Raw genomic sequence first — 21,730 nt, forward strand, 5'->3', positions numbered from 1 at the left:
AAATGAACCAAACCAAAAAAATCCTTTTACTGCTGATAATAGGCAGTTCAATACTATTGTCATGCCGTAAGCAAGATGTAAAAAGTAGTTCAAAAGAACTTCATTTTTTTAAAATTGAAGCTAAAAACAACAGTGGAATCATATCAAAAGATATTGATGCTAAAATTGAAAACAACAATATCAGCATTGAACTTCCAGAAGGTATAGCATTAAATAGTCTAAAAGCTACTTTTGGTCATAATGGCCTGAAGGCATTTGTTAACGGCATTGAACAGCAATCAGCACAAACGTCAAATGATTTCTCAAAGAAAATCACTTATACAATTAAAGCCGAAGATGGATCAGAATCAAGTTATCCAGTTTCAATCGTCACAAAGGCAGATCCAGGTCTTGCTCTAACTTCCTTCTCCTTTTTAAAACTAAACAACACCGATCTAAAACAGGACTATAATCTGGTAATTAATAATACAAACATAAGTTCTGATCTAAAACATTTCCAGAAACAACTCATCGCTACATTTCTTACACCAGCTACTGACGTAACAGTAAACGGAGTCAAGCAACAAAGCGGAGTAACTCTCAATGATTTTTCAACTCCAGTGACCTATGTGCTGACTTCAGCAACCGGTGCGAAAAAACAATATACTGTAACCGTAAAATGGGTATCAGATGTACCACATATTTATATTGTAACCGCAGGAAATGCCCCAATAGTTTCTAAAGACGATTATTTAACCGCTACCATTAAAATTGAGGGAAATACCGCCTTCAAGGATTTCAATGGAACAACGAGAATTAAAGGCCGAGGAAATTCTACATGGAACTACGCTAAAAAACCTTATCGCTTGAAATTAGATTCAAAAGCAGCACTGCTGGGACTTGCAGAAGATAAAGATTGGGTCCTGCTTGCAAATTACATAGACCCTACCTTGATGCTCAATGCTGTTGCAATGAAGACGGGACAATTACTGGATATCCCGTACACAAATCATATCATCCCGGTGGATCTTACTGTAAATGGAACCTATATGGGGAGTTATAGCTTCACTGAACAAGTCACTGTAGCAAAAAACAGGGTAAATATAGAAGATGGTGGTACCCTATTCGAGCTGGATAGTTATTATGATGAGCCCTGGAAATTCAAATCTACCGGTTATAATCTTCCAGTCATGATTAAATATCCAGATCTAACAACTCAAGACCAACTCAATACGATAAAGACGGATTTCCAAGTGATGGAAAATGCAATTTCAGCTACTTCTTTTCCGAACAATAACTATACAGATTACCTGGACATCAATATCCTTGCGGATGTATTAATCGTCTACACGCTTACGGATAATCAGGAAATAAATCATCCAAAAAGCACTTACATGTATAAACCGAAAAATGGAAAATATACCATGGGGCCCTTATGGGATTTCGACTGGGCGTATGGCTACGAAGGCACACACAAACACTTTTCGAAATACAGCGCTCCTTTACTTCCAACAACAAAGACCTCACCGGGAACCTTATTTTTCTCTAGATTATTATCAGACCCTAGGGTGAAAACATTATTTAAACAAAAATGGGCTGCCTTTAAAAATAATAAACTTCCTCAGTTACTCACCTATATTGATGAGTACGCCACAACATTGGAACCTTCAAAAGCAAAGGACTATACAAAATGGAACACAGGAAGTGGCAACTTTAAAATCGATGTCGCCGGTCTAAAAACCTGGATACAAAACAGGGCAACATATATCGATACTTATACCGCAGGTTTCTAAAAAATAACCCCCCCTAAGCCATTAACTTAGGGGGTTTCTTTTACATTCTTTCCGGGACTTCAATTCCCAGTATTGCCATTCCCGATTTTAGTATACCGGCAGCTACGTGACAAATATTCAATCTGTGCTGTTTAGCGCGCTCATCCTCTTCCTTTACAATTGGCGGAACCTCATGATAAAATTTATTAAACATCTTAGCTACCTCATACAGGTAATTCGCTAAAGTCGCTGGGCTATAAACCTTCGCAGCGGCAGTCAGTTCAGCAGGATATTTAGACAATAATATGATCATATCAAGCTCGGTAGTAGTGATGCTCACATCCGAAACCGCAGAGCTATTTTCATATCCAGCTTTACTCAGTAAAGATTTAATTCTTGCATGAGTATATTGTATGAATGGACCAGTGTTGCCCTGAAAGTCAATAGATTCAGAAGGATCAAACAACAATCGTTTCTTAGGTTCAACCTTCAATAAAAAGTATTTAAGGGCCCCCAGACCAATTTGATGATACAAGGAATCCTTCTCTTCTTCACTAAAATTATTTACCTTACCAAGTATTTCTGTTTTTTGCTTTGCAGTGGCTACCATTTCGGCAATCAGATCATCAGCATCAACAACCGTACCCTCTCTTGACTTCATTTTTCCACTAGGCAGATCTACCATTCCATAAGATAAATGATATAATCCTTTAGCCCAGCTCTTACCGAGCTTTTCAAGGATTAGAAACAACACTTTAAAATGATAATCCTGCTCGTTACCGACTACATAGATAGAATCGTCCATATTAAAGTCTTCATGTTTCTTTTCAGCAGTACCGATATCTTGTGTGATGTATACAGAAGTACCATCAGCTCGTAAAACCAACTTTTGATCCAGTCCATCAGCAGTTAGGTCGATCCAGACAGAACCATCGGGCTTTTTAAAGAAAACACCTTTCGACAGGCCTTCTTCTACACTATCTTTACCGAGGAGATATGTATTGCTTTCATAATAATACTTATCAAAATCGACACCCAAATTTTTATAGGTCACAGCGAATCCATCATAAACCCAGCCATTCATCTTCTTCCAAAGCGCAATTACTTCTTCATCTCCTGCCTCCCAGTCTTGAAGCATCTTCTGCGCCTCTTTAATTAAAGGTGCGTTCTTTTTAGCTTCATCCTCACTTTGTCCTTCTGCTTTTAAAGCCTCAATCTCTTTCTTATATTCTTTATCAAAGATCACATAGTATTTACCTACCAGGTGGTCACCTTTAAGTAAAGAACTCTCTGGTGTTTCATCATTACCCCATTTCTGCCAGGCGAGCATTGATTTACAGATGTGGATTCCTCTGTCATTTATCAGGTTTACCTTAAATACATCGTAACCATTGGCTTTAAGCAATTCCGCTACAGAATACCCCAATAAGTTATTTCTAACGTGTCCAAGATGCAGGGGCTTATTCGTATTTGGAGAAGAATACTCTACCATCACCTTTTTACCATTCGGGCTAATTTTGCCAAATGATGAATCAAGTAATACCGTATTGAATAAATTTACCCAATAACCATCTGCGATGCTTAGATTTAAAAAGCCTTTAATGACATTAAAAGAGATTACTTCTTTAACATTTTCAACGAGATATTCACCCAATTCAGTTGCTGTAATTTCAGGTGATTTTTTTGAAAATCTTACTACAGGAAATACTACAATCGTTATTTGCCCTTCAAATTCACTTCTTGTGTCTTGCAGATTCACCTGGTTTTCGGGCAAATCCTGACCGTATAATTGTTTTACTGCAGCAATAGTTGCATTAGTTATATGTTGTTCAATATTCATATTCTTTACTAAAAACTTTTAAACGCAAAAAAATGCAACTTTTATTCATTTCTGAATGCATTGGTTGCCTTAATTAAAATTTCAAAGGCATGTTCTGCCATCTGGTTCTCCCTGTCAAGCGTAGGATTTACTTCAACGATCTCAAAACAGCAAACCTTCTGATTGGTGATTAACCTTGACATTAGATTACCTGCTTCCCGTTCGGTTAGTCCTTGAGCTACAGGCGTACCAGTACCTCTCGATGCAGTTGGATCCAATGAATCTACATCAAAAGATACATATATCAAATCACAATGATCCAGGTATTTGAGCGTTTCAATTACAATCCGCTCTACACCTCTTTTCCGCAATTCAGCAGTTGTAAATATCTTAACTTTATTTCTTTTTAGTAAGGACTCTTCAGGTTTCTCCATATCTCTGGCCGAAATCAATACCAAATCACGATAATTAATCTTTGGAGCTATCTTACCGACATTCTTAAGTTGATACCAGTAATTAATAGTCTCCTGGTCCAGCTTATTCACCCTTGCATCCATATTATCTTCATCCAGAGCCATTGCCAGAGGCATACCATGCATATTACCTGATGGTGTAGTATATGGAGAATGCAAGTCCGCATGCGCATCTATCCAGATTACACCTAATTTGGATTTCGGATAGGCAGCTTTAATTCCAGCTATAGTTCCGGCTGCTGTACTATGATCACCTGCAAGTACTACCGGAAATTCTTGCCTGTCCAGCGTTGCCCTCACTTCATCACTTACCCGCTCCACCATTGTAAGAATACCAGAGATCCGTTTTGCATAAGGACTACCGGTAGTTTCCAGTAAAAGGTGATTCTCATTTGGAACTTCTACAGACTTATGTTTTTTGAAAAAGCGGCTACCGAAATCAAGTGCTGCAATCCTAATGGCATCGACACCTAAGCTCGCTCCGCGCGTACCAGCTCCAATCTCAGATTTTACTTCAATAATTTTTAAAGTCTTAGTCATAAAAAAAATACGGGTGTATTTTATAAAGTGTTTATCTTTGGCAACAAAATTAACTTATTTAATTTGCCAAGCCTCATAAATAATAGTTCAAAAATATAAAAAATGCAGAGTTACTCCGAATTTCTTGATCTAAGTGTTGGTTTCCCTCAGGAAGGTTACAGCGTTATAGACGACGAATTATATTTTCAAGACCTAAATCTGATGGAGATGATTGAAACCTATGGTACGCCATTGCGTTTTACATACCTTCCAATGATTAGTAAAAAGATACAGCAAGCCAAGCTATTGTTTCAAACGGCAATCATTAAGAACAACTATCGTGGAGACTACAAGTATTGTTATTGTACCAAGAGCTCCCACTTCCGTCATATCGTAGAAGAAGCCCTTAAAAACGGGATTCACCTAGAAACTTCTTCAGCGTTTGATATGCCGATGATTGAAGCCCTGGAGAAAAAAGGTGCACTTACTAAAGACATCACAGTAATCTGCAACGGTTTTAAAACTTATCAATACAAACAGTATATCATAGATATGCTTCATGACGGTTATAAAAACATCATTCCTGTATTGGACAACAAGGAAGAATTCAATCTTTTTGACGATGAAGTAGAGATGGATACTCCTTGTAATTTGGGTATTCGTATCGCTGCTGAGGAACAACCAGATTCACAATTCTACACTTCACGTCTGGGCGTACGCATGGAAGATGTGATAGACTTCTACAACAATAAGATTTCTGCAAATCCGAACTTCAGGGTAAAATTATTACACTTCTTTATCAATTCCGGTATCACAGATTCTCCGTATTACTGGAATGAACTTGAAAAATATGTTACCCTGTATTGCAAATTCAAAAAGATCAATCCTGAACTGGACACTTTAGATATTGGCGGCGGTATGCCATTTAAAGACTCTCTGGTATTTGATTTCGATTATGAATACATGGTAAATGAGATCGTAAAAAGGATCAAAGAGATTTGTGCAGAACACGATGTAGTAGAGCCTGATATCATTACTGAATTTGGAAAATATACAGTAGCAGAAGCTTCTGGTATCCTTTACAAAGTATTGGGACGTAAACAGCAGAACGACAGGGAAAAATGGCTGATGCTGGACGGTTCCTTCATCACAAACCTTCCAGATGTCTGGGCGCTAAATCAAAAATATATCCTGCTACCTATTAACAACTGGGACGCAGAATACGAACGTGTAAACTTGGGAGGTATCACTTGTGATGGTCAGGATTATTACAATCAGGAGGCACACATGAACAGTGTATTTATGCCTAAAACACGAAAGGTGCAATACCTGGGATTCTTCAATACAGGAGCTTACCAGGAGGTATTAAGCGGTTATGGGGGTATTCATCACTGCCTGTTACCAAGTCCGAAACATGTGATCATCAGACGTAATCGTGATGAGACTTTCAACTTTGAGGTTTTTGGCGAAGAGCAAAACAGCAAGCAAGTACTTAAGATCCTGGGTTATACCTAGAAATAAAAAAGGGCATATCATCCGATATGCCCTAACCTTAAAAACCAAACTTTAACCTATTATGAAACTTTTATTTCTCTGCTTTGAGATTTAATTGTATCCTTACCGATAGTAATATTTAAAATACCGTTTACATACGCTGCTGTAATACCATCCGGATTAACACTCTCTGGTAACACAAACGACCTCGCAAAAGAGAAGTAATCAAACTCTTTACGTGTGTAATCTTTTTTCTCTTCAGTTTCGCTTACCTTTTTCTCTGCCCAGACAGAAAGCGTATCTTTTTTCAGATTAATCTGAAAATCTTCTTTTGTCAAACCTGGAGCAGCCAATTCAATTTTGTAATCAGCCTCACTCTCTAATATATTTACTCCTGGAACTTTATTAATGGTTAAATTTTTATTTATCGCTTCACTAAACAATGAGTCAAAAACGTTGTTAAAGTATGGTGCAGTGTTCCTGGTTCTGTTGTTAAATTTCACTACCGTCATTGTATATTTCTCCTATTTTTAAATTTTTTAATTGTATACTAAACCTATATTCAACTCTTATACCAACCATATTATTTATGATTTTTAAGACATTTTGGCGCAACAAAACAAAAGAGACAGACAAAAAGACAGACACGATCAATCAATTAGACAGTTTTAAGTATAAAACTACTATAGAAACCAGGTTTGCTGATTTTGATATGATGGGACATGTAAATAATGCCGTCTATTTCACTTTTCTGGAAATTGCCCGTACAAAATATTGGAAACAAGCCATTGGGTGGGACTGGAAAAAAACAGGGGTTGTCATCGCGAATGCTTCATTAGACTACATCACACCGATATTTATCGAGGATAAGATACATATATATGTACGCACGTCTAGAATAGGAAAAAGCAGTTTCGACCTGGAGTATCTATTGGTCAAAACCAAAAATAATGAAGAGATAGTATGCAGCAAAGGCAAAACCACATGTGTTGCCTTTGATTATCAAATAAAGACATCAGCACCTATACCTGCTGATGAACGAAATAAAATGCTTGCTTTTGAGCAGCTGGACAATTACTAGCTTGTTAAACCCCGGATTAGAATATCTTTCCGGGGTTTAATATCCTATTAGGATCAAAAACAGACTTGATCCCACGCATAAGATTAAGATTGATCTCACTATACTTTATCGGCATAAATTCCTTCTGAACCAGCCCAATACCATGTTCACCAGAAATAGTACCTCCCAGTGCTGTTGTAAGTTCAAAAATCTCAACAATGCCGTCCTTTAGCTTATTTTTCCAATCGTCATCACTCATCCCCGCTTTTATAATGTTAATATGGAGATTGCCATCCCCGGCATGGCCATAACAAACACTTTCAAAGCCATAACGCGTACCAATTTCCTTTATGCCATTTATCAACGTCGGAAGTGCCGCCCGCGGCACCACTGTATCTTCTTCCTTATATACTGAGTTAGATTTTACCGATTCAGCCATAGTACGCCGCATACGCCACAAGTCTTCCTTTTGCTGAGCCGTATCTGCAAAGAGCACATCTATACAATCAAATTCTTCCAGTACCAGGTTCGCCTTTTCACAATCTTTAAAAATGGTATCCATATCGTCACCGTCGAATTCTATCAATAGAAATGCATTCACATCATCTTTAAGATCAAATTTAATATCATCAAATTTAATAACCCACTCCACTCCCTTTCTTTCCATGAATTCCAGAGCAGAAGGTATGATTCCCGCCCTGAATATAGCAGAAACTGCTGCGCAAGCCTTTTCATTTTCGGTAAACGAGGCAAGCATAAGTACAGTATGATGGGATTTAGGGATTAATTTGGTCACGATCTTAGTCACAACGCCAAGAGTACCTTCCGAACCTATCATCAACTGCGTAAGGTTATAACCTGAAGCATACTTTACCGTATTTGCACCCGTCCAGATGATCTCACCCGTTGGCAATACCACCTCCAGGTTCAAAATATATTCTCTAATCGTACCATATTTTACAACACGAGGCCCACCTGAACCATGAGCGACGTTTCCACCAATGAAACAAGAACCCTTACTCGAGGGATCCACAGGATATAGTAATCCCTTTTCAGCGACAGCATTAATAAACGCCTCTGTAATAACGCCCGGCTCTACTGTTGCCTGAAGATTTTCCGTATCTATATCAATAATCGCTTTGAATTTCTCCATTGAAAGCAACACTCCTCCATAAATAGGCAGTGCAGCACCACTTAATCCTGTACCTCCTCCGCGTGGAGTTACCGGCACATGAAAAGCATTACACAACCTCAATAAAGCAGAGATAGATGCCGCGTCAACAGGCTTCACCACAACCTCCGGATGATATTTTAAGTCTTCCGTCTCATCATGACAATAAGTATCCAGTGCATCCTTATCTGTAAACACATTTTGCGAACCAACAGCTTTTCTGATCTGCTCCAGCAGATCTTCATTTATTTTAGTGTATTCCATTATATTTTCTAGCAGGGATAATCCCCATGTTTTTAAGCTTTATAGCTTAGTTGTACAAAAGAGTGACCTATCTGGCCCGGCATCGGCGGATTTAGTTTTCTAATACCTACTTCACCAGTCAAAATAAAGGGGTAGTAACCAATGATACGGTCAAGTATATTTCTAACAACCGTTTCAAGCATCTTCTGAGTCCGTTTCATTTCTTCCAGAATGATGGTATTGAGCACCTCATAGTTCACCGTATGATCCAGATTTTCAGTATCATCATTTGGCATAAAGGTAACTACAGCATCTACCATAAAATAGACTCCAGTCAATTGTTCTTCCTGATAGTAACCATGCAGAGCATGGCATTTAACATCTTTAAGGGCTACGGTTTGCAAATAGCTTTTTGTGCTGTTCATTTGGCAAAATTATATTTTTGATTGGTTTTTACCAGCCATTCCCTTAAATTATTACCTTTGAAAGCAACAGCTGATTGCTTAACCAAATATAGTGTAAACAATGAATAAATCCGCCAAGAAAGACCTTTACGAAGCTCCTGATTATTATTTGTTAGACGAACTGCTATCTGAAGAACATAAACTGATCCGTTCAACAACAAGAGACTGGGTCAAAAGGGAAGTAAGTCCAATTATTGAGGATTATGCGCAGCGTGCTGAGTTTCCAAAACACATTATCAAAGGTTTAGGCGAAATTGGCGCCTTTGGTCCCACTATACCAGTTGAATATGGCGGAGCGGGATTAGATTACACTGCATACGGCATATTGATGCAGGAAATAGAACGCGGAGACTCAGGCATCCGCTCTACAGCCTCTGTTCAGGGTTCATTGGTAATGTACCCTATTTATGCTTACGGATCAGAGGAACAGCGCAAAAAATATCTCCCAAAATTAGCCACTGGTGAACTAATGGGTTGTTTTGGTCTTACAGAACCTGATCATGGATCTAATCCAGGTGGAATGGTCACTAATATAAAAGACAATGGAAGCCATTACTTGTTGAATGGCGCGAAGATGTGGATATCCAATGCACCTTTTGCCGATATTGCCGTTGTCTGGGCTAAAGATGAATCAGGTAAAATAAGAGGAATGGTTGTCGAACGTGGCATGGAAGGTTTTACTACACCTGAGACACATGGCAAATGGAGTTTACGGGCTTCTGCTACAGGCGAATTAGTATTTGACAACGTCAAAATACCTAAAGAAAACCTGTTCCCGAATATCTCCGGATTAAAAGGGCCATTGGGATGCCTGAATCAAGCTCGCTATGGAATTGCATGGGGCGCACTAGGTGCTGCCATGGATTGTTATGATACTGCACTCCGTTATTCTAAGGAACGTATCCAATTCGGGAAGCCTATCGGGGGATTTCAATTGCAGCAAAAGAAACTTGCCGAAATGATTACAGAAATCACTAAAGGACAATTATTGGTTTGGCGCCTGGGTATGTTAAAAACCGAAGAAAGAGCCACTGCCGAACAAATATCTATGGCCAAGAGAAACAGCGTGGAAATTGCACTTGATATTGCCAGAAATGCACGGCAGATGCTTGGAGGAATGGGAATTACGGGTGAATATTCGATCATGAGGCACATGATGAATCTGGAATCAGTAGTTACTTATGAAGGAACTCACGATATACATTTACTAATCACCGGCATGGATGTCACCGGCATCAATGCTTTTAAATAAGAATATGAATTTTAAAAAATATATTTATATGCCTGCCCCTCCTGAAGAGGTTTACCTGGCGCTAACCAAAGCGCAAAGTATACAATTATGGACCGGTGCGGAAGTAGAGTTTACTGAAGAACCCGGAACTGAGTTTTCTTTCTGGGACGGCGACATCAGCGGAAAAAACATAGAATTTGAATACGGGAAGAGAATTGTTCAGCAATGGTATTTTGGTGAAGAGAATGAGCCGTCAATAGTTACTATTAAGCTTCACGAAGACAAAAAAGGAACTTCACTGGAATTCGTGCAGACCAATATCCCGCAAGAAGATTATAAAGACTTCACCGAAGGTCTTCAGGAGTATTACCTGGGTGGGCTTGCAGACTTTTTTGAAGAATAAAGATTATTGCCGTAGTCATCCTGAATTTATTTCAGGATGACGACAACACTAAAGAAATCCTGTGTTATTCTCCGCTATACACAGATTGTATATTTTCACGCAGGTTATAGTGAGAGGCCATAACTTCTCCATAAGCACCTGTACTTCTCAAAGCGATCAAATCGCCCCTCAAAGTTTCCGGCAATTCTACTTCTTTCCCAAAACAATCTGTACTTTCACAAATAGGACCTACTACATCATACTTAACTGCAGAAGACAATTTAGCTTTCGATATGTTTTCAATCTGATGATAAGCCTGGTACAATGCAGGCCTCATCAGCTCAGTCATACCTGCATCCAGAATGATAAAGTTTTTCTTCTTGCCATTCTTTACATAAAGGACTTTACTGATTAGTGAAGAAGACTGACCAACTAAAGCCCTCCCCAATTCAAAATGCACTTCCTGATTCGGTCTCACATTCAAAAAATCGTTAAAGATCTTGAAGTAAGAAGTAAAGTCAGGGATTTGCTGATCCGGATTATGATAATCAATCCCCAAACCTCCACCTACATTTAATACCTTAACTGCAAAACCACGCTCTTCAAACCATTCCGCAAATTCATTCACACGAACGCATAAATTTTTATAAACGTCAAGATTGGTAATCTGCGAACCGATGTGAAAGTGAATACCAATAAACTCAAGGCTGGCACATTTTCTCAGTGTATCTGCACAAAGCGGCAAGTCCCATGAATTGATACCAAATTTATTCTCATCCAGTCCTGTTGTGATGTTATGATGCGTATGCGCGTCTACATTCGGATTGATCCGTATAGCCACCCTGGCGGTTTTACCTTTAGCAGCAGCCAGCTCATTAATCACCTCAAGTTCTTGTATAGATTCTACATTGAAACAAAAAATATCATGATCCAGTGCATTGTTGATTTCCTTGTCAGATTTACCCACACCGGCAAATACCACCTGCGACTTATCAAATCCTATTTCAATCGCCTTACTTACTTCACCTCCGCTCACACAGTCAGCACCAAAACCTGTAGCTTTAATGTGCTGCAGAACCTTTTGATTGAAATTTGCCTTCATGGCATAATGCACATGAAAATTATATAACTTCGCAGCATCTGCACAGTTGCTCAGTGTTTTTTGCAATAATACAAGATCATAGTAATAGAAAGGTGTTTCTAGACTTGTGAAGTGCGATATATCTTTATCAGAAAACATAATGTTTAAGTTTCTTATTGTAATTTTTATTCTTGTACTGGCGCTGATCTATTTTGGTAATTATCTTGATTATAAAAAGCAAAGGATCAATAAGAAAGAGTACGACCGTAGAGTAAGGCTCTTCATCGCACTCATTCTTATCATTATAGCGCTGCTTGTGTGGCTTAAGAAAAGGTAGTTCCTATTCAAACAAGCGGTTATGAAGACTTTTCAGCGCCTCAGTTTTATATTCCGTATTGATTAATAATGAAATGTTGTAATTGCTGCCTCCATAAGAAATCATACGTACAGGAATGTGCTTGATCGCATCCAATACACGAGCTGCATAACCATGTTTATCTGCACTAAAATCACCAACAACACATACAATGGATTGATTGCTGTCAATCTCCACACTTCCGAAATCATGTAATTCCTCAATGATCTTATCCAGATTATCTGTAAAGTCAACTGTCAACGATACAGCTACTTCAGAAGTAGTAATCATATCAATTGGCGTTTTATAACGCTCAAATATTTCAAAAACGCGTCTCAAAAACCCATAGGCCAGCAACATTCTGCTCGACTGGATCTTAATCGCAGTAATACCGTCTTTAGCTGCAATTGATTTGATCTTTCCTTTTTCACTTTCTGTCGAGATCAAAGTACCTGAAGCGTTTGGTTCCATCGTATTCAATAACCTCACAGGTATCTTGTATTTCTGAGCAGGGAAAACCGACTGCGGATGCAGGATCTTTGCTCCGAAATAAGCCAATTCAGCAGCCTCATCAAAAGAAAGCTGAGAAATAGGCTTAGTACCTTTTACGATCCTCGGATCGTTATTGTGCATTCCATCGATGTCAGTCCAGATCTGAACTTCCTCAGCAAGAATTGCTGCTCCAAGCAATGATGCTGTATAATCGCTACCCCCGCGTCTCAGGTTATCTACCTCCCCAAAGCTGTTTCTGCAAATAAAGCCTTGTGTAATGAAAAGCTTATTTTCTTTATTCGCATCAAGTATCGGCTGCAAATGTTTTGTAGTAAAAGGGACATCCGGCTCATTGTCTTCATCAATTTTCATGAAATCCAAAGCTGGTAAAAGCACCGAAGCCACCCCTATCGATTTTAGATAAATGTGATACAGTGTAGTCGACAATAGCTCACCTTGTGCCAATACAATCTTTTCTTCAATAGGCGTAAATAAATCATTAGCCAAAGTAGCAAGGAAATTAAAATGATAATCTACTACCTCCTGCCCTTGTTCACGAAAATCGCCCTCTGGCAAAAGTTCAACTACAAATTCATTATATTTTTGATGCAATGCGTTAATTAAGCTTAACGCAACCTGTTTATCTTCCTTTAAAAGTTTGGCTGAAATTTCTACTAAACTATTGGTAGTACCAGACACTGCTGATAATACTACAATTTGTTCTTCGGCTGGATTGATGATATCCAGTAATTTTTTCATGCGCTCAGGGCTTCCTACGGAAGTTCCTCCAAACTTTAATATTTTCATGTCTTTTATAATTTGTTTTTTCCTGAAACTACAAACAACATGTTTACAGTTTCATTGTTAGTGGTTTAATCTTTAAAGGTTAATAAATATTTCAATCAAATTGGTTATATACTTATATTAGGGCGTGAAATTAAATAAAACGGCGTTAATTATTGTGATATTGACAAAATAAAATGTGGAATATTTTGTTCACTGTTGCACTCCGATAAAAACTACCGCTAAAAATATTTGTTTCCTCTAATAATAATTTAAAACATATACCTGACATATGCAATTAGAAGCAGCTACCTTAAGCACCATAAACAGTTGGCTTAATGGAAATTACGATCAAAAAACCAAAGAAGAAATACAACAACTATTAGACAAAGAAGCTTACACGGAACTTACAGACTCATTTTACAGAAATCTTGAATTTGGTACCGGTGGTCTACGCGGAATAATGGGCGCAGGATCAAACAGAATCAATAAGTATACTATCGGAACGGCTACCCAAGGCCTGAGCAACTACCTGAATAATAAGTATCCCGGTGAAAAAATCAAAGTAGCTATTGCCCATGACAGCAGGAACAACTCTGATTATTTTGCACAAATCACTGCCGATGTTTTCTCTGCAAATGGCATACACGTTTATTTCTTTAAGGAACTGAGACCAACCCCGGAATTATCCTTTGCCATCAGAGAACTAGGCTGTAAAAGCGGAGTTATGCTCACTGCTTCACATAATCCTAAAGAATACAATGGCTATAAAGCTTATGGCTGGGATGGCGGACAGTTCACTGCTCCGGACGATACGTTTGTGATGGATGAGGTGGCTAAAATACAAAGCATCGACGAGGTTAATTTTGACCGTGTAGCTGATAATATTGAATTAATTGGCGAAGAAATTGATCAGCTTTACCTCGATAAAATCACTGAACTATCTGTTTCCCAGGAAGCTATCCAACGCCAAAAAGACCTTAAAATAGTCTATTCTCCCATCCACGGAACAGGGATTACGCTTGTTCCAAAAGCATTGGAACAGTTTGGTTTTACCAACCTGACGCTGGTAGAAGAACAAAGCACTCCTGATGGAAACTTCCCTACTGTAGTATATCCTAACCCTGAAGAAAAAGAAGCACTTACACTCGCTTTAAAAAAGGCACAGGAGATTGATGCCGACCTGGTATTGGCCACAGACCCTGATGCAGACCGCGTGGGTATTGCGGTAAAAAACAGCGACGGTGAGTTTGTATTGTTAAATGGAAACCAAACCGGAAGTTTGCTGATCAATTACCTCTTAAGTGCCTGGGAGGAAAAAGGAAAGCTAACTGGCGACCAATATATCGTCAAAACCATTGTAACCTCTAATTTAATTGAGGCAATAGCCAAATCGAAAGATGTTCCATGCTACAACACACTAACCGGATTCAAATGGATCGGTAAGCTAATGACTGAATTACAAGGTAAGAAAACATTCATTGGCGGTGGCGAAGAAAGCTATGGCTACCTGATTGGTGAACTGGTAAGGGATAAAGACGCTGTGATTTCCTGTGCATTTATAGCCGAAATGACCGCTTTCTATAAAGACAAAGGCAGTAGCTTATACAATGCAATGCTGGATATGTACGTACAGTACGGCCTGTATAAGGAAGAACTGGTTTCTATCACTAAAAAAGGAAAAACCGGAGCTGAAGAGATCAAAGCGATGATGGAGAAATTCAGAAACAACCCTCCTGCAACACTAGGGGGAGCTAAAGTAGATACCCTGAAGGATTATGAATTAGGAATTGAGACCGATCTAAAGACAGGTACAAAAACAGAACTTGAACTACCTAAATCTGATGTGCTGCAATTCATTACTGCTGATGGCAGCATCATTTCAGCAAGACCATCTGGAACAGAGCCTAAAATCAAATTCTATTGCAGCGTTAATGCTACAATACAAGATAAAGCAGCATTTAAAGCGGCTGATGCTCAGCTAAGTGAAAAAGTAAAATCGATCATGAATGATTTAGAGGTCTAACCTCTAAATCATCTTTCGATAAAATGAGGTTGTAAAACAACTTTACTTAAACCTCTTCTATTTAAAGGATTATTGCTATTGGCAAGCTCATGAAGCACAATATCAATGATCCTTTCTGCTATCTCTTCTATCGGCTGGTCCACCACACTTATAGGTGGTGTATGTAATCTAAACACATCATGGTCGTCATATGAAATGATGGTAAAGTCTTCATTGATCTGCTTATTGATTTGTTTCAGCACCCCAAGTCCTTTAATCGCAAGGTAGTTGGTTGAGAAAAGGACCGCATCAATCTCCGGATTAAGCTCAAACATCAATTTCAATTGCGCATCTGTATTGTCATCCGGATTGTTAAACGGAATTTCTGTATACAGAGCAGTATTGAACAACTGACCGTGGTCCTTTAAAGCCTTTTGATACCCCAGAAAGCGGTTATCCATCTGATCTACATGCACATCTACAGTAACAAAAGCAATATTTTTTTTCCCTTTGTTGATCAAATATTCTGTAGCTATATATGTACCGTTGAAGTTATCTACCGCAACGGAGTTAACATCAAGATCAGGCAGGTTTCTGTCAAATATAACCACCGGAATGCCCTCTGCCAGCAAAAGTTTAATATCATCTTCAATACCCGGTACCGGAGCGATAATGTAAGCATCCACTTGCCTGGATTTAAACATTTCTATCAAATCTTTGGCCTTGGCGGGATTGTTCTCTGTACTTGAGTAACTAATCTTATACCCCTTTTTATAAGCTTTATCTTCAATTTTCCTGGCAATGCTGGCAAAGAACGGATTTGATATATCTTCTACAAGAAGGCCTATCGTTTTCGTATTTCCCGTGCGCAAGCTTCTGGCTACCTGATTTGGTTTAAACTCCATTTCCTTAATGATCGCTTCTACCTTTTCAATAACGGCCTTACTGATCCGCATCTGTGCTGCCTTTCCATTCAAAATGAACGATACAGTTGTGATTGATACCTCAGCCTTTTTGGCGATGTCCTTTATGGATAATGCTTTCATCTTGTTTGTCCCTTGCCTTTTACTATCCATTTTTCTGTTACTAATTTTTCAAGAGCAAAGGGTCCGCGTGCGTGGAGCTTTTGAGTTGAAATACCTATTTCAGCACCGAGTCCAAATACCTGTCCATCGGTAAATCTAGTCGATGCATTTAAATAAACTACCGCGGCGTCTACCTGGTTCAGAAAAAGCTCGCTCTTCGTCGCATCTTCTGTGATGATTGCCTCTGAATGTTTTGACGAATACTCCGCAATATGCGCCAATGCCTGATCGATATCATCAACTACCTTTACAGAACATTTAAAATCCAGAAATTCCCTGCCAAAATCTTCTGTAGTGGCCAACTGTAAAAAAGGATAATCTAAACCTTTTAGAATCCCATACGCCGTTTCATCTGCAAATATTTCAACCTGATGTGATGACAATTTAGGAGCTGCCAGGTCAAGGAATTCAGCTGCAATTTGCCTGTCTACAATCACCGTATCCAGGGCATTACATACCGACGGTCGCGAAACTTTAGCATTTACCACCACATCCGCCGCTAAAAGCAAATTAGCTGTTTGCTCTACATAAGTATGGCATACACCTGCTCCGGTTTCAATAACCGGAACCAAAGCATTTTTACGAACGAATTCAATCAGTTCATTAGAACCTCTTGGTATAATTACGTCTATGTATTTTTCCGCCTTAAGTATATCGGCTATGTATTTTCTATCTGCCGGAAGCTGCTGCACGATATTCACGTCCAGATTAAATTCCTGAAGAACCTGCTGAATCAATGATACAATGAAAAGGTTGGTAAAGTAAGCATCCTGTCCACCCCTCAACAGACAAACATTTCCAGATCTGATACACAAAGCAGCAACATCTATGGTTACATTGGGTCTCGACTCATAAATAACAGCAACCACACCCAGCGGAACGGTCTTCTTCTGTATGAACAAACCATTCTCCAGCGTATTTTCTGAGATCAGCTGCTGTGTAGGGTCGGGTAAACCGGCTACATCCACCAGACTTTTAGACAATTCAGCTATACGAGTCTCATTCAAGACCAGTCGATCACGCTTAGGGTCAGATGCGGGCATTCTCTCCAGATCTTTTAAATTTTGAGCGATGATCTCTGCCGACTGATCAGCCAGCACATCAGCAAATTTGATCAGAAAGCGCTGTTTTTCTTCATCCGTTAGCGAGGCGATAGATTTTTGCGCCTGCCTGGCATTGATTAACTGTTCTTGAATCGGTTCCATTCTATATTATAAGACCACAATATCACTGGCATTCGCTATTTCCAGGTTGTGTTGTTTTAAATTCTCTGTGATTGTATATGATGAGACCTTCGCACGCGCGACGGCGACAATATGATCCTGCTCGTCTATGATCTCAAATATCTCACCGCCTGCAAAATCGGCCACTATGGTCTTGATCCCAACAGCCAGCAGACTTTTCCTCTTTCTAAGTGCAGAACATGCTCCTTCATCTGCCATAACCCTGCCTGTCACCAAACTCCCGCTTGCCAGCCATTTATTTCTTGCAGAAATAGAGCAGTCCTTTGGTGTACATGCTGTTCCGGTTTCTCCTTTTACAGCTTTCAAAATCCCGTCAGGAGTCCTTACACCAAAAATGGCTACTCTGATTCCCATTGTAGAGGCCAAATGTGCAAAAGTCAATTTAGAACTCATGCCGCCCAATCCTACCTCAGACGTACTTTTATTGGCCAGTGAAAATACATCATTATTGATAGAATCGATTTTATCAATGACGATTCCATCTTTATCTAATACGCCAGGTACGGAAGTACCTAACAAAATCATTGAAGCACCAAATCCCACTCCAAGGAGTGTTGCCAGCTCATCATTATCAGAAAACTTCAATTCCAGGTTACTTACTACATCATTTTCATTGGCAATGGGAATCACCCCATTTTTCCATAGTTCCTCATAAGTCTCCTTCAATTGCAGAAACTGGGCACGGTTTGAGAAATGCTGACGCTCGCAAAGGCTCTGTGCGATAGAAATCCCATAAGACTGAAAATATTTGGAATAAGTACCCAGCAGCAACGGATTACCGATGGAAGCTGCTGCCTTCCGTTCACTGATTTTACCTTTATAATTTTTAATGAACCTTTTACCTGCCGCCACTGCTCCCGAAGAAACGAGTATAATATGATAATTTGTCGCAAGCTCAGCAACCTGACGTGTGATATCTGATATTATAGCTTCATCAATTTCTCCTGCTCTGGTGGTAATAGAGGCCGAACCTAATTTTAAAACAAGTATAGACTTGGTCATTTATGTTGATATTCTAGAATCTTACATGAAAAACCGAAAATAGTTAAATTACAGCGTTTCTAATAACTATAAGATAAAAAAATCCCCTCGTCTAAAAAGATACTGTCGTCATGCTGAATTTATTTCAGCATCCCTGAATAGAGAAGCAGCTTCGCACCTGCTTCGAGGTCAGAATGACGACAGTACCTAATTTCCATGTGACTAACCCAAAGAGGCTTCCAGGGTAATGTCAACATTATAGGCCTTACTTACCGGGCAATTAGCTTTCGATCCTGCAGCAATCTCCTGAAATTGATCATTGCTGATGCCAGGTATATCTGCTTTCAATACCAAATGTGAACTGGTGATCGCTCCATTATCCAACGATACTGTCGCCTTTGTCTCTAAAGAAGTTGGATTAAAACCGGCCTCTGTCAAGTCCAGGCTCAATTTCATAGTAAAACATCCGGCATGGGCGGCTGCCATTAGTTCCTCAGGATTGGTACCAATTCCTTCAGCAAACCTGCTGTTAAAAGAATATTGAGTTTGGTCAAGCACTTTACTATCAGTGCTGATATGACCTTTACCTTCTTTAATTGTGCCATTCCAAACGGCTGTTGCATTACGTTTCATGTAAATATTGAATTAGGGTTATTTAGTTTTATCTCTGTTTTTATTCAGCTTTATTTTAATCTTGCCGTCTTCTCCATCTGTGGCCAGTAAGTGCAATACGATCCCCTTCATTCTCCTTTCCTTCCGCTCCTGCTTATCCGTAATCTCCTCATCCTTTTTAGGATTGCGAAGAGGGACATCCAATGCGATATTTGTACCCTTATTCAGAGAATATATCCCTGCGATGTCCATGTTCAACAAACTTGAATTGATCTGCATCGGATTGATGGTAATATTCTGTCCGCGTACATCAAATTTACCATTTAAATTGGTAAAAGTAATGTTGTCCAGATCCCTGAAAGGAAAGGCAAATTTACCGACACTTTTTACCGGCTCAAAATTCAATAATGCTCCTTTTTTAAGGTCGAACACGATGCTTCCATACAAAGAATTCGGCATCAGGTTTCCCCTATCACTAATCTGTCCGGTCATATTCACTTTAGAAAACAGGTAACCTCTCAGGTTCTTGGAAGTCAGCGACTTCATACCGAAGTTATCAAAAGAATAGAAAAAGTTCTTGATGTCCACATTACTGATATTGGTGTTCAGTACAAACTTATTGACGCTCCCTTTCTGAGTCACACTACCATTCAGCTTTAGTCCACCTCCCGCATGTTTTACACTCACATTCCTGATGGCGATACTATTTTCCGACAGCAGCAGATCGGCATTTGCATTGGTTGCCAGAAACTTATTATAATAAACCTTGTCTACCTGAATGTTCATATTCACCTGACTTTTTTCAAATACCTCATTAAGGTTATCTGAAAAATTACTTTTAGGAGTACGTTTCTTTGCCTTAGGTTTCCTGGTACCGAGGAAGCCAAGAAACTCAGCAAGGTGCAACTCCGGACTTTTAATCTGCCAGTTCAGTAAGATCTTTTCAGGTGCAGTATAGTATAAATTCAGGAAGTTGCGGATACTGCCATCCATAAATACGATACTCTTCCCGCTCTGCAAGCGTATGTTTTTAATAAAAAGATCATGATCTGTGAAATTAAGTGAGATGGCTGTATTTTTAAAGTTAACTCTTCTCGGTACATAACTCACATCCGCATTCTTTATATCTACCAGTCCGGTTACAAATGGTTTAGTCAGTTGAAAATTGACAATATCAGCTTTGTAAGCCAGTTTCACATTTGCAGTACCCTTACCAAACTTCAGCATATTGTCACCAATCACATTATTCAACTTGGCGATATCAAACTGAGACTTAAATACACCCGTTGCAATTGGCTTGTCCAGGTTATTAATGGAAGCAGTATCAATTGAAAAGGGCATTTCCTCGTAGCTCCCTTTAAAATTAAACAACTTAATGGCTGAATTCTCATCCGTCAGCCCCTTACCATTGATGAAATTATTAGTAAATATCCCGGTGAAATTACAATCTTTCACTACGCCTCCCGGTGTGGTAAGCACGTTATTTGCCACCAGCGCTTTTACATTAATAGCAGGCTCGCCACCTGGCCCCATATTTCCCGCAATCGTACAATTGACATGAATGGGCTTATCCAGGTTAAACATGTTGAGCTTGGAACTGATATTTGGAGCCAACAATGCCGATGCATTGCGCCATTGGATATCCTTAGCTTCTATGTCTATTTTAAAATCAGTGTTCTCTTTTGAAGTATCGAACTTTGCTTCTATGATGAAAGGATCTGAGCCGATATTAAGTGTATTAGGCGCTACGATTAACACCCCGGATTCTTCATTATAAGTGATATTGAACGGTCCTTCAAGCAACTTATCTTTAATAAAAGACCCTCTTCTGGTATTAAATGCTAAGCTTTTTGCAATGGTTTTGAGTTTAATCTCAGCCTCCCATCCCGACCAGGAATAATACACATCGCCCTTAAGGTCATCTACCACAAACTCAAACAGCTTGTGACCTTTCTGATTGTCCATCACAAAGTTCACATTGTTCAACGTAAACTTGCCAAATTCTGCAGCCGCATCTTCGTCTGTAGGCTTTGGTTTCGATTTATCCTTCTTTTTAAAAACAGAAGCATTGCTATAACCTAAGCTATCAGTATATAAATAGACAGATGCATTGTTGATACCGATCTTTTTAATTTCTATGGTACCTGTAAACAGCGCCAATGTGTTAACAGCTACCTCCAGGTCTTTTGCCTCCAGCAGGGTATGTTTGTGGTTTTTCCAGAGACTGTCTTTAAGCACCACATTCTTTAGCGTAAGCGACACTCCGGGAAATCCCTTTAAAAACGTTGGATCCATGGTCTCAATATATATCGAGCCGTTCAGGCTTTTATTTAACTGAGCAGTGACGGAGGCTAGTAAGCTTTTTTTATTGGCATTCACATATAAAGCGGCCGCAATATACAGCACTAATACTAGTCCAATCAGGACACCGAGTACTTTGAGGGTTATTTTAGACCATTTTGGCATCTTCTATTTGATTAGTTAC

19 protein-coding genes are annotated in these 21,730 nt (G+C 39.2%); 7 read left to right on the plus strand and 12 right to left on the minus strand.

All coding sequences use genetic code 11. The annotated features are described in order from the left end of the window. Positions 1 to 2 precede the first annotated feature (2 nt). Positions 3 to 1,772: a CotH kinase family protein gene (locus FA047_RS05840; protein WP_136835014.1), complete on the plus strand. Its 1,770-nt coding sequence runs from the start codon at positions 3 to 5 to the stop codon at positions 1,770 to 1,772. 40 nt (positions 1,773 to 1,812) lie between these two features. On the opposite strand, the gene argS is transcribed toward FA047_RS05840, so the two are convergent. Continuing rightward, positions 1,813 to 3,591 (minus strand): arginine--tRNA ligase, encoded by a 1,779-nt coding sequence (argS, locus tag FA047_RS05845; protein WP_136835015.1) that lies wholly within the window; start codon positions 3,589 to 3,591, stop codon positions 1,813 to 1,815. Between the two features lie 41 nt (positions 3,592 to 3,632). Further along, complete coding sequence (gene rocF / locus FA047_RS05850) at positions 3,633 to 4,583, minus strand: arginase (protein ID WP_136835016.1); 951 nt, start codon at positions 4,581 to 4,583, stop codon at positions 3,633 to 3,635. 102 nt (positions 4,584 to 4,685) lie between these two features. On the opposite strand from rocF, the gene FA047_RS05855 reads away from it, so the two are divergent. Then, complete coding sequence (locus FA047_RS05855; protein WP_008246064.1) at positions 4,686 to 6,077, plus strand: arginine decarboxylase; 1,392 nt, start codon at positions 4,686 to 4,688, stop codon at positions 6,075 to 6,077. 59 nt (positions 6,078 to 6,136) lie between these two features. Here FA047_RS05855 and FA047_RS05860 read toward each other — a convergent pair whose 3' ends face one another. Next, on the minus strand, positions 6,137 to 6,568 hold the full coding sequence (locus FA047_RS05860; protein ID WP_136835017.1) for an Hsp20/alpha crystallin family protein: 432 nt from the start codon (positions 6,566 to 6,568) through the stop codon (positions 6,137 to 6,139). A 77-nt stretch (positions 6,569 to 6,645) separates the two neighbouring features. Here FA047_RS05860 and FA047_RS05865 point away from each other — a divergent pair, with 77 nt between their 5' ends. Next, entirely contained in the window at positions 6,646 to 7,137 is a 492-nt protein-coding gene (locus FA047_RS05865; RefSeq protein WP_136835018.1) for an acyl-CoA thioesterase, read from the plus strand. Between the two features lie 16 nt (positions 7,138 to 7,153). Here FA047_RS05865 and FA047_RS05870 read toward each other — a convergent pair whose 3' ends face one another. Beyond that, entirely contained in the window at positions 7,154 to 8,551 is a 1,398-nt protein-coding gene (locus FA047_RS05870; RefSeq protein ID WP_136835019.1) for an FAD-binding oxidoreductase, read from the minus strand. 32 nt (positions 8,552 to 8,583) lie between these two features. Beyond that, positions 8,584 to 8,955 (minus strand): dihydroneopterin aldolase, encoded by a 372-nt coding sequence (locus FA047_RS05875; RefSeq protein WP_136835020.1) that lies wholly within the window; start codon positions 8,953 to 8,955, stop codon positions 8,584 to 8,586. A 100-nt stretch (positions 8,956 to 9,055) separates the two neighbouring features. Here FA047_RS05875 and FA047_RS05880 point away from each other — a divergent pair, with 100 nt between their 5' ends. Together FA047_RS05880 and FA047_RS05885 are read left to right on the plus strand one after the other, a co-directional pair. Next, complete coding sequence (locus tag FA047_RS05880; protein WP_136835021.1) at positions 9,056 to 10,246, plus strand: acyl-CoA dehydrogenase family protein; 1,191 nt, start codon at positions 9,056 to 9,058, stop codon at positions 10,244 to 10,246. Positions 10,247 to 10,250: 4 nt separating this feature from the next. Next, a complete protein-coding gene (locus FA047_RS05885) occupies positions 10,251 to 10,628 on the plus strand; it encodes an SRPBCC domain-containing protein (protein ID WP_136835022.1) in 378 nt (125 codons plus the stop codon). A gap of 64 nt (positions 10,629 to 10,692) precedes the next feature. Here FA047_RS05885 and lysA read toward each other — a convergent pair whose 3' ends face one another. Beyond that, the gene (gene lysA / locus FA047_RS05890) at positions 10,693 to 11,847 is read right to left on the minus strand and encodes a diaminopimelate decarboxylase (RefSeq protein ID WP_136835023.1); all 1,155 of its coding nucleotides are present in this window, start codon (positions 11,845 to 11,847) and stop codon (positions 10,693 to 10,695) included. Position 11,848: 1 nt separating this feature from the next. Here lysA and FA047_RS20420 point away from each other — a divergent pair, with 1 nt between their 5' ends. Continuing rightward, positions 11,849 to 12,025 (plus strand): hypothetical protein, encoded by a 177-nt coding sequence (locus FA047_RS20420; protein WP_169304321.1) that lies wholly within the window; start codon positions 11,849 to 11,851, stop codon positions 12,023 to 12,025. Between the two features lie 3 nt (positions 12,026 to 12,028). Here the strand turns inward: FA047_RS20420 and FA047_RS05895 are convergent, their stop codons facing one another. Next, positions 12,029 to 13,342, minus strand: a complete 1,314-nt coding sequence (locus FA047_RS05895) for an aspartate kinase (protein ID WP_136835024.1) — start codon at positions 13,340 to 13,342, stop codon at positions 12,029 to 12,031. Positions 13,343 to 13,610: 268 nt separating this feature from the next. Here FA047_RS05895 and FA047_RS05900 point away from each other — a divergent pair, with 268 nt between their 5' ends. Beyond that, positions 13,611 to 15,344 carry a phospho-sugar mutase gene (locus tag FA047_RS05900; protein WP_136835025.1) on the plus strand — a complete coding sequence of 578 codons (1,734 nt, stop codon included), beginning with the start codon at positions 13,611 to 13,613 and terminating at the stop codon, positions 15,342 to 15,344. A gap of 8 nt (positions 15,345 to 15,352) precedes the next feature. Here the strand turns inward: FA047_RS05900 and FA047_RS05905 are convergent, their stop codons facing one another. The 5 genes from FA047_RS05905 to FA047_RS05920 form a co-directional block, all read right to left on the minus strand. Beyond that, a complete protein-coding gene (locus FA047_RS05905) occupies positions 15,353 to 16,369 on the minus strand; it encodes a LacI family DNA-binding transcriptional regulator (protein ID WP_136835026.1) in 1,017 nt (338 codons plus the stop codon). After that, positions 16,366 to 17,613, minus strand: a complete 1,248-nt coding sequence (locus FA047_RS20630) for a glutamate-5-semialdehyde dehydrogenase (RefSeq protein WP_205943242.1) — start codon at positions 17,611 to 17,613, stop codon at positions 16,366 to 16,368. Before FA047_RS20630 ends, FA047_RS05905 begins: the two co-directional genes overlap by 4 nt. A 6-nt stretch (positions 17,614 to 17,619) precedes the next feature. After that, complete coding sequence (proB, locus tag FA047_RS20635) at positions 17,620 to 18,654, minus strand: glutamate 5-kinase (protein ID WP_205943243.1); 1,035 nt, start codon at positions 18,652 to 18,654, stop codon at positions 17,620 to 17,622. A 201-nt stretch (positions 18,655 to 18,855) separates the two neighbouring features. Continuing rightward, positions 18,856 to 19,266, minus strand: a complete 411-nt coding sequence (locus tag FA047_RS05915; protein ID WP_136835027.1) for an OsmC family protein — start codon at positions 19,264 to 19,266, stop codon at positions 18,856 to 18,858. A gap of 18 nt (positions 19,267 to 19,284) precedes the next feature. Further along, positions 19,285 to 21,711, minus strand: coding sequence for an AsmA family protein (locus tag FA047_RS05920; RefSeq protein WP_136835028.1), 2,427 nt, complete (start codon positions 21,709 to 21,711; stop codon positions 19,285 to 19,287). Between the last annotated feature and the right edge of the window lie 19 nt (positions 21,712 to 21,730).

Source organism: Pedobacter frigoris (genome assembly GCF_005116445.1).
Classification (GTDB): Bacteria; Bacteroidota; Bacteroidia; order Sphingobacteriales; family Sphingobacteriaceae; genus Pedobacter; species Pedobacter frigoris.

Bases quoted from the DNA above. Each gene is read 5' to 3' on its own strand.
- FA047_RS05900 (WP_136835025.1), top strand. From the start codon at position 13,611: ATGCAATTAGAAGCAGCTACCTTAAGCACCATAAACAGTTGGCTTAAT.
- FA047_RS20630 (WP_205943242.1), bottom strand. From the start codon at position 17,613: ATGGAACCGATTCAAGAACAGTTAATCAATGCCAGGCAGGCGCAAAAA.
- FA047_RS05865 (WP_136835018.1), top strand. From the start codon at position 6,646: ATGATTTTTAAGACATTTTGGCGCAACAAAACAAAAGAGACAGACAAA.
- FA047_RS05880 (WP_136835021.1), top strand. From the start codon at position 9,056: ATGAATAAATCCGCCAAGAAAGACCTTTACGAAGCTCCTGATTATTAT.
- lysA (WP_136835023.1), bottom strand. From the start codon at position 11,847: ATGTTTTCTGATAAAGATATATCGCACTTCACAAGTCTAGAAACACCT.
- FA047_RS05905 (WP_136835026.1), bottom strand. From the start codon at position 16,369: ATGAAAGCATTATCCATAAAGGACATCGCCAAAAAGGCTGAGGTATCA.
- FA047_RS05875 (WP_136835020.1), bottom strand. From the start codon at position 8,955: ATGAACAGCACAAAAAGCTATTTGCAAACCGTAGCCCTTAAAGATGTT.
- FA047_RS05885 (WP_136835022.1), top strand. From the start codon at position 10,251: ATGAATTTTAAAAAATATATTTATATGCCTGCCCCTCCTGAAGAGGTT.
- argS (WP_136835015.1), bottom strand. From the start codon at position 3,591: ATGAATATTGAACAACATATAACTAATGCAACTATTGCTGCAGTAAAA.
- FA047_RS05895 (WP_136835024.1), bottom strand. From the start codon at position 13,342: ATGAAAATATTAAAGTTTGGAGGAACTTCCGTAGGAAGCCCTGAGCGC.
- FA047_RS05840 (WP_136835014.1), top strand. From the start codon at position 3: ATGAACCAAACCAAAAAAATCCTTTTACTGCTGATAATAGGCAGTTCA.
- FA047_RS05870 (WP_136835019.1), bottom strand. From the start codon at position 8,551: ATGGAATACACTAAAATAAATGAAGATCTGCTGGAGCAGATCAGAAAA.
- FA047_RS05860 (WP_136835017.1), bottom strand. From the start codon at position 6,568: ATGACGGTAGTGAAATTTAACAACAGAACCAGGAACACTGCACCATAC.
- proB (WP_205943243.1), bottom strand. From the start codon at position 18,654: ATGACCAAGTCTATACTTGTTTTAAAATTAGGTTCGGCCTCTATTACC.
- FA047_RS20420 (WP_169304321.1), top strand. From the start codon at position 11,849: ATGTTTAAGTTTCTTATTGTAATTTTTATTCTTGTACTGGCGCTGATC.
- FA047_RS05920 (WP_136835028.1), bottom strand. From the start codon at position 21,711: ATGCCAAAATGGTCTAAAATAACCCTCAAAGTACTCGGTGTCCTGATT.
- FA047_RS05855 (WP_008246064.1), top strand. From the start codon at position 4,686: ATGCAGAGTTACTCCGAATTTCTTGATCTAAGTGTTGGTTTCCCTCAG.
- FA047_RS05915 (WP_136835027.1), bottom strand. From the start codon at position 19,266: ATGAAACGTAATGCAACAGCCGTTTGGAATGGCACAATTAAAGAAGGT.
- rocF (WP_136835016.1), bottom strand. From the start codon at position 4,583: ATGACTAAGACTTTAAAAATTATTGAAGTAAAATCTGAGATTGGAGCT.